11 protein-coding genes, 1 tRNA gene and 1 pseudogene are annotated in these 12,184 nt (G+C 64.6%); 2 read left to right on the top strand and 11 right to left on the bottom strand.

Going from position 1 to position 12,184, the window contains the following annotated elements; translation table 11 throughout:
• Positions 1–110: 110 nt before the first annotated feature.
• From folD to IVA81_RS18910, 3 genes are read right to left on the bottom strand one after another with little or no spacing between them, the layout of a single operon-like run.
• Entirely contained in the window at positions 111–995 is an 885-nt protein-coding gene (gene folD / locus IVA81_RS18920) for a bifunctional methylenetetrahydrofolate dehydrogenase/methenyltetrahydrofolate cyclohydrolase FolD (RefSeq protein ID WP_247320787.1), read from the bottom strand.
• Positions 996–1,005: 10 nt separating this feature from the next.
• Positions 1,006–1,365 (bottom strand): DUF167 domain-containing protein, encoded by a 360-nt coding sequence (locus tag IVA81_RS18915; RefSeq protein WP_247320785.1) that lies wholly within the window; start codon positions 1,363–1,365, stop codon positions 1,006–1,008.
• Positions 1,366–1,380: 15 nt separating this feature from the next.
• On the bottom strand, positions 1,381–1,671 hold the full coding sequence (locus tag IVA81_RS18910) for a YggT family protein (RefSeq protein ID WP_094975914.1): 291 nt from the start codon (positions 1,669–1,671) through the stop codon (positions 1,381–1,383).
• Positions 1,672–1,888: 217 nt separating this feature from the next.
• Between IVA81_RS18910 and IVA81_RS18905 the strand changes: the two genes are divergently transcribed.
• A tRNA-Ala gene (locus tag IVA81_RS18905) sits at positions 1,889–1,964 on the top strand.
• Between the two features lie 102 nt (positions 1,965–2,066).
• On the opposite strand, the pseudogene IVA81_RS18900 reads toward IVA81_RS18905, so the two are convergent.
• The 7 genes and pseudogenes from IVA81_RS18900 to IVA81_RS18870 all read right to left on the bottom strand — a co-directional run bounded on the left by IVA81_RS18900 (position 2,067) and on the right by IVA81_RS18870 (position 9,915).
• Positions 2,067–2,872 (bottom strand): annotated as a pseudogene (locus IVA81_RS18900) (enoyl-CoA hydratase).
• Positions 2,873–3,009: 137 nt separating this feature from the next.
• Complete coding sequence (locus IVA81_RS18895; protein ID WP_247320783.1) at positions 3,010–3,810, bottom strand: glutamine amidotransferase; 801 nt, start codon at positions 3,808–3,810, stop codon at positions 3,010–3,012.
• A 125-nt stretch (positions 3,811–3,935) separates the two neighbouring features.
• Positions 3,936–4,715: an SDR family oxidoreductase gene (locus tag IVA81_RS18890; protein ID WP_247320781.1), complete on the bottom strand. Its 780-nt coding sequence runs from the start codon at positions 4,713–4,715 to the stop codon at positions 3,936–3,938.
• Positions 4,716–4,955: 240 nt separating this feature from the next.
• Positions 4,956–5,444: a TerB family tellurite resistance protein gene (locus IVA81_RS18885; RefSeq protein ID WP_247320779.1), complete on the bottom strand. Its 489-nt coding sequence runs from the start codon at positions 5,442–5,444 to the stop codon at positions 4,956–4,958.
• Between the two features lie 229 nt (positions 5,445–5,673).
• Entirely contained in the window at positions 5,674–7,083 is a 1,410-nt protein-coding gene (locus tag IVA81_RS18880) for an adenylate/guanylate cyclase domain-containing protein (protein ID WP_247320777.1), read from the bottom strand.
• A 49-nt stretch (positions 7,084–7,132) separates the two neighbouring features.
• Positions 7,133–8,503 carry a cytochrome P450 gene (locus IVA81_RS18875; RefSeq protein WP_247320775.1) on the bottom strand — a complete coding sequence of 457 codons (1,371 nt, stop codon included), beginning with the start codon at positions 8,501–8,503 and terminating at the stop codon, positions 7,133–7,135.
• Positions 8,504–8,538: 35 nt separating this feature from the next.
• Positions 8,539–9,915: a hydrolase gene (locus IVA81_RS18870; RefSeq protein ID WP_247320773.1), complete on the bottom strand. Its 1,377-nt coding sequence runs from the start codon at positions 9,913–9,915 to the stop codon at positions 8,539–8,541.
• Positions 9,916–10,063: 148 nt separating this feature from the next.
• On the opposite strand from IVA81_RS18870, the gene IVA81_RS18865 reads away from it, so the two are divergent.
• Positions 10,064–11,752, top strand: coding sequence for an MFS transporter (locus IVA81_RS18865; protein ID WP_247320771.1), 1,689 nt, complete (start codon positions 10,064–10,066; stop codon positions 11,750–11,752).
• 135 nt (positions 11,753–11,887) lie between these two features.
• Here the strand turns inward: IVA81_RS18865 and IVA81_RS18860 are convergent, their stop codons facing one another.
• A complete protein-coding gene (locus IVA81_RS18860; protein WP_247320768.1) occupies positions 11,888–12,100 on the bottom strand; it encodes a cysteine rich repeat-containing protein in 213 nt (70 codons plus the stop codon).
• Positions 12,101–12,184 lie beyond the last annotated feature (84 nt).

The following is a 12,184-nucleotide window of genomic DNA, read 5'->3' as shown; positions in this document are numbered from 1 at the left end:
CGTCCGGTGTGACGCGTCGCTGAGCCGGGACCCATGGTGCCACTGGGGCCCCGGCTCAGCAGCGCACCGCTGAAGAAGCGCTGCGCTGCGTCCGGGGCACGAGAGTTCAGCTACACCGCCGGCTTCGGCAGCCCCGCGATCGCACAGGCCGCGCGCAGCGTGTTCACCAGCAGGCACGCCACCGTCATCTGACCGACGCCGCCCGGCACCGGCGTGATGGCGCCTGCAACCTCCAGCGCTTCCTGATAGGCGACGTCGCCGACGAGGCGCGTCTTGCCATCATCCTTCGGAATCCGGTTGATGCCGACGTCGATCACGGTCGCGCCCGGCTTCAGCCAGTCGCCGCGCACCATCTCGGGCTTTCCGACCGCGGCATAAACGAGATCGGCCTTCTTCACGAGCCCAGGCAAGTCGCGCGAGCGCGAATGCGCGATCGTCACCGTGGCGTTCTCGTTCAGCAGCAATTGCACCAGCGGGCGACCGACCAGGTTGGAGCGGCCGATGACGATGGCGTTCATGCCCTCCAGCGAGGCGTGCACGCTCTTGGTCAGAATGATGCAGCCGAGCGGCGTGCAGGGCGACAGCGCCTCGAAGCCGCCGGCGAGCCGGCCGGCATTGTTCGGATGCAGCCCGTCGACGTCCTTGGCGGGGTCGATGGCGTTGATGACGGCTTCCGTGTTCAACCCCTTCGGCAGCGGCAGCTGCACCAGAATGCCATGCACGGCCGGATCGCGGTTGAGCTTTGCGACGAGCGCCAGGAGGTCTGCCTGCGCGACGTCGGCCGGTAGCTTGTGCTCGAACGAGGCCATGCCGGCGGCCTGGGTCTGGGTGTGCTTGGAACGGACATAAACCTCGCTGGCGGGGTCGCTGCCGACCAGTACGACCGCCAGCCCAGGCACCAGATTGTGCTCGCGCTTGACCCGGGCAACCTCCTCAGCGACGCGGGCCCGAAGCTCCGCGGCGATGACTTTTCCATCGATGATTTTGGCGGTCATGTCAGTTCCCTCAGTCTGTCGATTTGACGGCCGCAGATTTGGCTTGGACGAGCTGGCGCAGGGCTTCGCCGAGCCGTGCCGGATCGCCGTCGACTGCGATCTGCTTCAGCCGCGAGGTGGCTCCGGACAGGAGCCTCACGCTGGCCTTGGGGACACCAAGCGATTTCGCCAGCAGCACCAAAACGGCCTTGTTGGCCTCGCCGCCATCGGCGATCGCTCGCACCCGCACCTTGAGCACGCTGCGGCCATCGGCCAGCTGCTCGATCCCGTCGATGTCATCGCGGCCGCCGCGCGGCGTCACCCGCAGCGCAATGCTGATTCCTGCGGCCGAGTAGCGCCAGGGTTCCCTAGAGGCCTCTTTCGCGACCAAGGCGCTCCAGCCCGCTCAGACCACGTTCGGGTAGATGTAGTACAGGATCACCCGCTCGATGAACATGATGAGCAGGATCAGGATGATCGGCGAGATGTCGAGGCCGCCGAGACTGGGCAGGAAATTGCGAATCGGCGCCAGCACCGGCTCGGTGATCCGGTACAGGAACTCTGCCACTGCCGACACGAACTGGTTGCGGGTATTCACAACGTTGAAGGCGATCAGCCAGGACAGGATCGCGGAGGCGATCAGCAGCCAGACGTAGAGGTCGAGCACGATGATGACGATGTCGAGAACGGCACGCATGATTTTTCAGGGCTCTGGCTTTTGAAGACTCTGGCTTTTGAAGACTGGCTGCGGTCGGAAGTGACGCCTTTCGCTAGATATCGGTTCCCCCCCGCCCAAACAAGGGAAGTCGCGTTCCGAATGGCTAAAAGCGGGTTACAGCCGTCCTTGACTTGACCTTGGCGGGGACTTAAATGGCGCCCGGTTGTCGGCCGCGTTTACCAGAGCGGCCAGCAAAGGGGCCATAGCTCAGCTGGGAGAGCGCGTCGTTCGCAATGACGAGGTCGGCGGTTCGATCCCGCCTGGCTCCACCAGCCTTCGCAGGCTGCGCCTGCTTCGGCTCGGCGAGCCGTTTCGTAGCGAAGGCTGCCGCGCCATAGCCCGAAGGGCGACGGCGGGCTCTCTCCGAATTCCCCCTACCTCCCCGTAAACCTCGGCGGCCGCTTCTCCATAAAGCTCGCCACGCCTTCCCGAAAATCGCTGCCACCCAGCGCCACCATCATCTCCCTGTTAGCCTCGATCGTCGCCTCCGCCAACGTCTGGAACGGCACCTCGTAGAGCTGGCGCTTGATCACGGCCATTGCGCTCGGCGAGACGAAATCGGCGAGGTCGCGCGCATAGGCGTAGGTCTCCTCGCGCAGCTTCTCGGGCGAGCAGAGCCGATTGACCAGTCCGATCCGCAGCGCCTCGTCGCTCGAAACGCGGCGCGCCGAAGGTCCATCGCATTGGCGTGGCCGACGATGCGCGGCAGCATCCAGCTGATGCCGTGCTCAGCAATCAGACCGCGCCGCGCGAAGGCCGTCGTGAACACGGTATTGTCGGAGGCAAAGCGAAGGTCGCAATAGAGTGCGTGCACGAGTCCGATGCCGGCGGTGGCGCCATTGAGCATGGCGATCACAGGCTTTCCGATCGACGGGTAGAAGCCATAGCGAGTCTGCCAGTCCGGCCGGCGATTCATGTCGAACGGCGGCAGGTTCGAGGCACGCCTGACGTCATCGGGGTCGAGCCCCTTGAGCGCATCCATGTCTGCGCCGGCGCAGAAAGCGCGGCCCGCGCCGGTGAGGATGATGCCGCGGACATTGTCGTCGGCGCTTGATGCTTCCATCGCATGACGCACATCGCGCTCCATGGCCGGCGTCCACGCATTCATGCGGTCAGGGCGATTGAGCGTGATGGTCGCGATCTTGTCGCTCACCTCGTAGAGAATGTGTTCGTAGGCCACGGCGCTCTCCCATGTTTGCCGGCACGCATTGGTGCGCGCTCGTTGGCAGAGAGCCTAGCATATCAGGGGCAGAGGCAAGGACTTGCGCCAAGGATCTGCGCGAAGGATCTGCGCCAAGGACCTGCTCGAAGCCGCGATCACTCGGCGGCTTGCGCCAGCACGGGCCGGCGCGCCAGCCAGCCGTCGATGAAGTGATCGAGCCAGGCGCGCTCCGCGGCATCGTACACGGCACGATCTGCGAAATGATGGTGTCGCTGCCGCGCACCGGGCGCGCCGAAGCCGTCATAGCCGCGCGTGGTCCAGCGATGCATCATCGCGTAGGTCACATCAGGATGAAACTGCACGCCGAGAGCATTGCCGGCGCGAAATGCCTGCACCGGAAAATCGTCACCTTCTGCGAGCAGCTCTGCGCCGACAGGCAGCTCGAATCCCTCGCGATGCCAGTGGTAGACCTGAGCTGGCCAGGCCGGGCAGAGCGCGTGGCCCGCGGCGGTCGGACGGATCGGGTAATAGCCGATCTGGGTCAGCCCATCTGCATGCGGCGCGACGCGCGCACCGAGCTGCATCGCGAGCATCTGCGCCCCAAGGCAGATGCCGAGGAACGGCCGCTGCTCGCGCAGCGGAATTTCGATCCAGTCGATCTCGCGGCGAATATAGTCGTCGGAATCATTGGCGCTCATCGGACCGCCAAAGACCACGGCGCCGGCATGCTGATCGAGCGTCTCGGGCAGGGGATCGCCGAAGCGGGGACGGCGGATATCGAGGCGATGGCCGAGCGCGCGCAGCGCATTGCCGACGCGGCCGGGGGTCGAGGATTCCTGATGCAGGACAATGAGAACCGGCCGGCCGCTTGTCGAATCAGAGGCAGTCGCGCCGGGCGTCCTTCGCGGGAAGGGCACCACTTCTGCGCTACCAAACCTGTCCGTCCGGAACGACATTGTCCTTGCGAAAGCTATTGGTTCAGACCGCCAGCATAACTAAGTGATCGTTAATTTCGTGTGAGTTCGCGCACACATCGAAACCGAAGCAAGCTCCGGGCCAATACGGACGCCTAAGGCTCTACTTAGCGCCTCTGCCTCTGGAACCGACTGGTGGCGGCCAGGATGAAGCCCCGCGGAAAAAAGCGCAGCGCAAATGGCACAATCTTGATGCCCAGACCCGGCAGCACTGCTCTTTTATTGGCCATCAGCCCGCGATAGGCCTCCCGGGCGACATCGGCAGCAGAAACATTGAGAAGAGCCGTATCATGTCCGGAGCCGACCCCGGCGCGCGCCTGGAATTCGGTGGGCACGGGACCCGGGCAAAGTACGGTGACGCGAACACCGCGCGGCGCGAGCTCCGCCCGCAGCGCTTCGGTGAAGGAAATCACGTAGGCCTTGGACGCATAATAGACGGCCATGCCGGGACCGGGCAGGAATCCCGCGACCGAGCCGACATTGAGAAGACCGCCCTTGTTCTTGATGAGCTGATCGGCAAAGCGCAGCGACAGATCCGTCAGAGCCCTCACGTTGACATCGACAATCCCGACCTGCTCGTCGCGATCGCGCTCGATGGCGTCGCCGAACACGCCGAAGCCGGCATTGTTGACAAGGTGATCGAGCTCGACGCCTTCGGCGGCGAGCGCTGCTGCGATTGTTTCGCCGGCGTCCGTATGCTGGAGATCGCAGGCGATCACGATCGGCTTCTTGCCGCCCTTGGCGACGAGCTCGTTCGCGAGCGCCTCAAGTCTATCCGCCCGCCGCGCCGTCAACGCCAGGCGATGTCCGTTGGCGGCAAATACGCGCGCCAGCTCCGTGCCTATGCCCGCCGAGGCACCGGTGATCAACGTTATCCGCTCAGTCACGATCCAAGTCTCTTGATCCAAGTCTCATGAAGTGAAGATTTTGGCCCCGCAATGATGGAACCAGAGCATAGGCCGTGCGCGACAGGCAAGCGGCCCTGGCAGCATGGCCGCTTGAGCGGAGGTCAGAGAGAGCACGAAAACCGCTGATTTGCGGATGAATCCGGACGCAAAGCGGCCGGCAGCTACATTAAAGTTTCGTCATGCGATCCGCAAAACCGGCCATCCGCGCGGTGGCACCGGTCAGCCACCGACGGCGCTGTCCTTCAGCTGACCGCCGGCACGGTCCGCAACAGCGTGCTTCAGCTCGATCCGGTCGCGCTGGGCAATCCCGAGCAGGTCGGAGGCGCGCCAGACGACGTTGTCCTCGAATTCGGTGACCTGGCCGTCGGCATAGACCAGCTCCCACATCATCTGCACGATGCGCTTGCGACCCTCTTCGTCGAGCGAGCGCATGATGACGCTGGTGAAGTGATACAGATCCACCGCCTCGCCCTCGACCTGGGTGGCGTCGGCGATCAGCCGGTCCGCGGCACCTCGGTCGAGCCCAAAATGGCTTTCAATCAGGCCGTGCAGCTTGCGCTGCTCGGCCGCTGTCGGCTGGCCGTCCAGCGAGACCACGTGGACCAGCAACGCGGTCGCAGCCAACCGATAATCGCTGTCACCGAACGTGCGATTCTGGTCATGGGGGGCGACAATGTCGGTGATGAATTGGCGCAGGCCGTCGAGCATAAGGTCCTACCGAAATCAATGCGCCGCGCGGAGCGCGGCTGTTACACCATTATATGAGGAGGAAACTCAACCGGCGCAATGTGCGTCAGTTCCGCGCGCCGCATTACGTTTCGGCAATCTGTACGCTGTGATTCGGGTGCGAGTAGGGCGCTGAATCCGCAGATGTCGTCCCTGCGAACGCATTAGTGCATGCACTAGCGCGTTCGCGGGGACGACAGCGGAAACCCCCTCACGGGATCTCGTACACCACCATCTTGTCGGCGATGCCGCGCAGCGCCGCCTGTTTCTGGATCGGCTTGATCGCACGCCGCTCCAGCACCTCGGCGACTGCGGGCGCATCGAGCACCGGGCCGGTGATGTGAATTTCCTGCGCGGTCGACAGGCTCTGCACGCGGGCGGCGATGTTGACCGTCTGGCCGAAATAATCCTGCCGCTCGTTGAGCATGACCGCGAGGCAGGGGCCTTCATGGATGCCGATCTTGACGATGAGATCGTCGGTGCCACGCTGCTTGTTGAGCGCGTCCATCGCCGCGCGCATCCGCAGGCCTGCGACGATGGCATGCTCGGGACGAACAAAGGTCGCCATCACGGCATCGCCGATCGTTTTCACCACGGCGCCCTTCTCGGAGGAGATGATCTCGAGCAGCGCGTGGAAATGCGCGCGCACCAGATCGAAGGCGGCGAGATCGCCGACACGCTCGTAGAGTGCGGTCGATCCCTTCAGGTCGGTGAACAGGAAGGTGAGCGAGGTGATCTGGAGCCGCTGGTCGAGACTGAGATTGTCCGCCTTGAACACATCGCGAAAGGTCTGGTTCGACAGCATCCGCTTGGCCGTAAGGAACGGCTTGCGCTTGCCGATGAGATGATGAAGCGCCTCGGCCGCGATGAACACCGAAGGCAGCACGCGCACGCCGGCCTGGTTCTCCAGCGACAGCCGCAGCGGACCCGGCCGCATGGTCGTGGTGCCCGTCGGAGCCTGCACCTTGTTGTACATGATGGCGAGCTGCTGGCGATCCTTGGTCGGCTCGCCCTGAACGTCGATGAAATGGGCGGCGTGCGTCACCGGCTCGAAGATGATGACGAAGTCACTCGGCAGCTGCAGCGACATGGTCGCCTTCTCGCCGGCCGGCAGCTCCATCGTGTCCAGCGTTACCTCGTTGGCGAGCGCCGCGAACGATTCCTTGTTGAAGTCGACGCCGGAACTCCAGAACATTTGCTTGAAATATTCCCACACCGGAAGCGTATCAGGATCGTGCGCCGCGATGCGCCGGACACGTGAATTGACGGTGAAGGAGACCTCGACCTGATCGTCGACCGAGGTCTTGTAGCCGCAGGCGCAGAGCGCACAGTGATAGTCATCCGGCTTGAGCGCCTTTAGGGTCGAATGCGCCCCCAGCACGCCGCCGCAGCCCGGGCATAACACGTTCCAGCCGAGATCGAACAGGCCGAGCCGCGCCGCATGCAGGAAGGCAGAGATCGCGTGCTCTTCGTCGACGCCGTACTGCGTGGCGAAGTCGATAACATTGACGCGGTTAAGCTCGTGATCCTCGCCGTCCTCGATGAGGCGCGCGATCGCGTCGACCACTTTAGCGTCGGCGGTCTGCTTCAGAACGGAAAACTGGGCCTGGATATCGCTCATGGCGGGGCTCTGTGAGTTGAATCACGCCATCGGCCAGGCAAATTGCCTGTCACCGACGCGTGATGCGGAACATGGGTGAGTGGTCCGGTTGAGTCGTGACGACGCCGAGCGGGATCACGGGATTCGTCGTATCGGCGAGCTCGACGCGGAATGCGCCGATCAACCGGGCCAGCGCCAGCACGGATTCAGCTTGCGCGAACGGCGCACCGATGCAGACGCGTGGACCCGCGCCGAACGGCAAATAGGCGAAACGATCGGGCGCCTCCGTCGACATGAAGCGCTTGGGAATGAACGCATTCGGCTGATCCCACAGTTTCTCGTGCCGGTGCAGCAGCCAAGGCGCGATCATGATGATGTCGCCCTTGCCGATCTCGACGCCGGCCGCATTGTCCTTCTCGCGTGCGGCGCGTGCCACGAGGAAGGCCGGCGGATAGAGCCGCATCGTCTCCTCGATCACCGCGCGGGTGAACTTCTGGCGATCGATGTCGACCATGCTGTCGAGATGCTCGCCGCGCGTTTCGGACGCCACCTCTTCCTGCGTATCAGGATCGAGCGCGAGCAGATAGAGCGCCCAGAACAGCGCCGTCGCCGTGGTCTCGTGACCAGCGAGGATCATGGTCGCGACCTCGTCGACGAGCTGTTCGTCGGAGAAGCCCTTACCCGTTTCAGGATCGCGCGCCTCGTCCATGAGATCGAACAGGTCACGCGGCGGTGCGCCGTCCTTCTTGCCGGCCGCACGCCGTTCGGCGATCAGCATGGCAACGAACTCGGTCCAGCGCTTGCGGAAACGCGCCCGTGCAAAATCCATCGGGCTCGGCCAGGACACCGGCAGCACCATGTCGAGGAGATACGGGCGTCCCAGCCGCGCGGCATATTCCATGATGAAATTGCGCAGGGTCGCGCCATGCCGGTCCATGCCGAACGAGAACATCGTGCGCCCGGCGATTTCGAGGGTCATGCGCTGCATGACCTCGCGCAGGTCGACGTCTTCACCCGAGCGGGAATCCAGTTTTGCGATGGTCTCGTCGAGCACCCCCGTCATGTGCGGGACCAGATTTGCGGTCGCGCGCGGCGTGAAGGCCGGCGCGAGCGTGCGGCGCTGAAACGTCCAGGAATGGCCTTCGGCGATCAGGAGGCCGTCGCCGAGCACGGGGCGCAGCATGCGGATTCCTGCCGGCGTGCGCGTATAATTCTCGTAATTGTTGAGCAGGACGTGCCGGATCGCATCCGGCCGGTTCAGGATGAAGCTGTTGCGGAAGAAGAAGCGCCCCTCGACAACGTCTTCCTCGTAGGCGCGCTGCCCCCAGGTTGCGATCATGTTCTGGCGGATCACCGCGAGACGACCGAAAAATGACATGTCGTCGGGCGCACGCGGGGGAGCCGGAGGGATGATGGGCCGACGTACGCTGGCGATGTTCATGGCTCTCTCCCGAGAGATGGGACCCAGGCAAACAGCTAGTAAGTCAGCTCGGCAATCGCAATCCTGTTCTCTAGGGCGGGCCAGGTGCGTGCCACAATTCGTTCTTCGCCGAATTGAGCCACGATGTTACGTCCAACCTCGCCGGCCGCAAGCCGCAATGTGGCCGCCGAATCTGTCGGCACGCCCGGCTTGACGTCAGCCGGCTCCTTGCCGTCCAGCAACACGACGTCCCGCGGCAGTCCGAAATAACCCCTCGGCCGCGACATGATCACGACCGCGCCGGCGTCCTTGTCGGCTGGCCCGAGCGGCCGTGCGGCGCGCAAATGGACGACGTCGGACGAGCGCGGGAACGGCGAGCGATAGATGTGTGTGATCGGCGCACCCGGCGAGGTCAGGACGAATTCCAGCGACCAGGAGGCATCGACCTGTGCGGGACCCCAGCGACCGTCGGCGCCGGTCGTTGCGCTGTGCAGCGCATTGCCCTTGCGCTCACCGGTATCAGGGTCGACGCGGAAAATATCGACGGTTGCGCCCGCCACAGGACGGTTGGTCGACACGCCGCCGGGCGTGCCGGTGACGAGGCCGCTCAGGCGGACGCTTGGCTCCGGCAAAATCGCAATGCGTGTGGGCTCGCGGCCCGCGATGAATTTGTAGATCTCGCGGAAGGCGCGCGGGTGGAACGCCACTTCACGATGGTCGAGTGCGCCAAGCACAAGATTGGTCGCGCCATTCAGCTCCGGCCCTTCATTGGTGACGCCGGTCGGCGTGCCGGGCTTGCCGATGAAGCGGCCGTCGGATTGGGCGTATTTGTCCATGCCATCGCTGCGCAATGTGAGGAAGGCAACATCCGGTGTCACCTCGCTCTCGCCCTCGTTCAGGCCGCGCAGGAACGGGCCGCGGCCGTTGAACTCGTTGTTAGGCTGGTCGTCGGTTGCGAACACGCCGTGATTGGGCGTGCCGCACAAGACGGCATGGCTGACATCCGCAGCACCGCCATTCTTGATGACGTTGCGGATCGCATTGCCGCCGCGCGAGCTGCCGACCAGCGCCACGCGAGGCGCCCCGGTACGGCGCTTCAGATCAGCAATGGCAGCGGCGAGCTCGCGGCGCTGATCCTCGCTCGAGGAGCGATTCGCCTGCTCGACCTTGTCGTCGCTGCGGGCCAGCGGATCGGTGAAATTGATTGCCGCCATGCGATCGCGCGTAATGCCGTTGGATTCCATCCGCCACATCGTGGTCATCCAGAGCGCGTCGTAATCGCCATTGCCGTGGACGAACAGGATCGGCGGCACCTCCGCGCCCGGCGCGGTCCCCGCGGAGGGGGTCTGGGCCATCGCGCCCGTCCGCACGCTCGCAACCGCGAAAGCCAGGCTGCCCGCCCCCTGCAGGATCGTCCGTCGCGACAGCTTCATCTGTTCCTCCCCGGCAAACCGCCTCTTTGCACCGCTTATAGCGGCCTAACCTCTGGACAGCGAAGGACTTTCGCGGGCATCACTGAATTTGCCGGAAGCGCCCAACGACCACACCAAGACCACTCTGCCAGCCCATATGGAAGGGGATATGACCGAGCAGCCGAACCGCCAGAGAATGGCCGCCGACGGCATCACCGCGCCGCTGCGGTACACCGTGTTCCGGCGCATCTGGCTCGCCAGCCTGCTCTCCAACCTCGGCCTCCTGATCCAGGGCGTCGGCGCGGCCTGGGCGATGACACAGATGGCGGCCTCGGCGGACAAGGTCGCGCTGGTGCAGACCGCCCTGATGCTGCCGATTATGCTGATCTCGATGCCGGCCGGCGCCATCGCCGACATGTATGACCGCCGCATCGTCACCCTGATCTCGCTGATGATTGCTCTCACGGGCGCGACTATGCTGACGGTGCTGGCCGGGTTCAATCTCATCACCCCTGAGACCCTGCTCGCCTTCTGCTTCGTGGTGGGCAGCGGCAACGCGCTGTTCGGCCCGGCCTGGCAGTCCTCGGTCAACGAACAGGTGCCACCCGATGCGCTGCCTTCAGCCGTCGCGCTGAACGGCATCAGCTACAACATCGCGCGCAGCTTCGGCCCCGCGGTCGGCGGCGTCATCGTCGCCGCGCTCGGTGCGGTCGCGGCTTTCGCCTGCAACGCGATCCTCTATCTGCCGCTGCTGGTGGTGCTGCTGTTGTGGCGTCGCAGCACCGAGCCCTCTCGCCTGCCGCGGGAAAAACTCAACCGCGCCATGGTCTCCGGCTTCCGTTACATCACCAATTCGCCGCCGATCAAGATCGTGCTGTTGCGCACGCTGGTAATGGGCCTGATCGGCGGCGCCATCATGGCGTTGATGCCGCTGGTCGCGCGCGACCTGTTGCATGGCGGCGCGCAAACCTACGGCATCATGCTGGGCGCCTTTGGCATGGGCGCCGTGATCGGCGCGCTCAATATCCACGAATTGCGCAAGCGCATGAGCGGCGAGGCCGCGATCCGCGCCTGCACCATCTCGATGGCATTTGCGATGGCCGCGCTTGCCCTGAGTACGGAGCCGGTGCTGACCGCAACCGCGCTGGTGCTGGCCGGCGCGGTGTGGATGGCCGCCATCGCGCTGTTCAATATCGGCGTGCAGCTCTCGGCGCCGCGCTGGGTCGCCGGCCGCTCGCTCGCCGCATTCCAGGCCTCGATTTCCGGCGGCATCGCCATCGGCGCCTGGGGTTGGGGCCATCTCACCGACTATGCCGGTGTCGAGGTCGCATTGCTGACTGCGGCTGGCCTGATGCTGATCTCGCCGCTGCTCGGGATCTGGCTGACGATGCCGCGCGTCGGTGCCCGCAACGAGGATGCCGACGTTTTGGCCGATCCCGAGGTGAAGCTGTCGCTGACAGGACGCAGCGGCCCTCTGGTGGTCGAGATCGAATATCGCGTCGCCCAGGAGAACGCGCGCGCGTTCCACAATGTGATGCAGGACGTGCAGCTCTCCCGGCAGCGCAACGGCGCCTATGGCTGGTCGATCGCCCGCGACATCGCCGATCCTGAATTGTGGACCGAGCGCTATCACTGCCCGACCTGGTTCGATTACTTACGCCAGCGCAACCGCTCGACCCAGTCCGAACGCGCGCTGCACCAGGAGGCGATCGCCTTCCACATCGGCCCTGAGCCGGTGCGGATCCGCCGCATGCTGGAGCGTCCGTTCGGCTCGGTGCGCTGGAAGGAAGAGACGCCGGATCGTGCCAGCGAAGAGGTGCTGCCGGTGGTCGCGACCGCGGCGGGAAGCAGCACGTAGGCCTTCTCGTCATTCCGGGGCGCGCCGTCAGGCGCGAGCTATGATGCGCAATTGCGCATCAGAGAATCCATTTCTCTCAGGAAATTGTCGCTGGATGGATTCCGGGTTCGCGCTTCGCGCGCCCCGGAATGACGATCACTGCCCGTGCTCGGTCAGCACCTTGTCGCAGCCCTTGCTCAGCCGCGTGCGGTTCTGCTTCAGGCAGGCGAGCACGGCGCCGTCGCCATTGTTCATCACGGCGCGGCAGAAGCGACTGACATCGCGCGCGCAGGCATCGTGGCCGGGCTGCTGCGCTGTTGCGACTGAGGCGCACAGGAGCAAAGGAATGATGAAAAGGAATCTGGTCATCGCGTAATGCCTCTTACCCGGAAAGATGTGCGGGGAAGCTAGTGCCACGATCCCGGGGCTGCAACGGCTTTATTGCCGAGCGGG

This window comes from Bradyrhizobium sp. 141, from assembly GCF_023074055.1.
In the GTDB taxonomy this organism is placed as follows: domain Bacteria; phylum Pseudomonadota; class Alphaproteobacteria; order Rhizobiales; family Xanthobacteraceae; genus Bradyrhizobium.
The sequence above is the reverse complement of the archived record's forward strand: the minus strand, read 5'-3'. Positions and strand labels throughout refer to the sequence as shown.